Genomic DNA, 202 nt, shown 5'->3' on the forward strand with positions numbered 1-202 from the left:
GTTACAAGACCAGCTGGAACGGGTACAAGCTGCATATTGACACTGCCGATTGTGGCGTTCCCATCGCCGCCTTGCTGTGTTCCGCGTCGATGCATGACAGCCGCGCCGCCGTGCCGCTGTCGCACATTACGAAGCAACGGGTCACCAATTTGTACGATGTGATGGATGCTGCCTACTGCAGCAAAGAGTTGCACGACCACTG

At 56.9% G+C, this 202-nt stretch carries 1 protein-coding gene; it reads left to right on the plus strand.

The window, feature by feature from the left end:
- Window positions 1–202 (plus strand): transposase (locus F1735_RS38780; RefSeq protein ID WP_167241703.1); only part of this gene is annotated, 202 nt, incomplete at both ends.

Source organism: Massilia genomosp. 1, from assembly GCF_011682185.1.
Taxonomy (GTDB): domain Bacteria; phylum Pseudomonadota; class Gammaproteobacteria; order Burkholderiales; family Burkholderiaceae_D; genus Telluria_A; species Telluria_A rubra.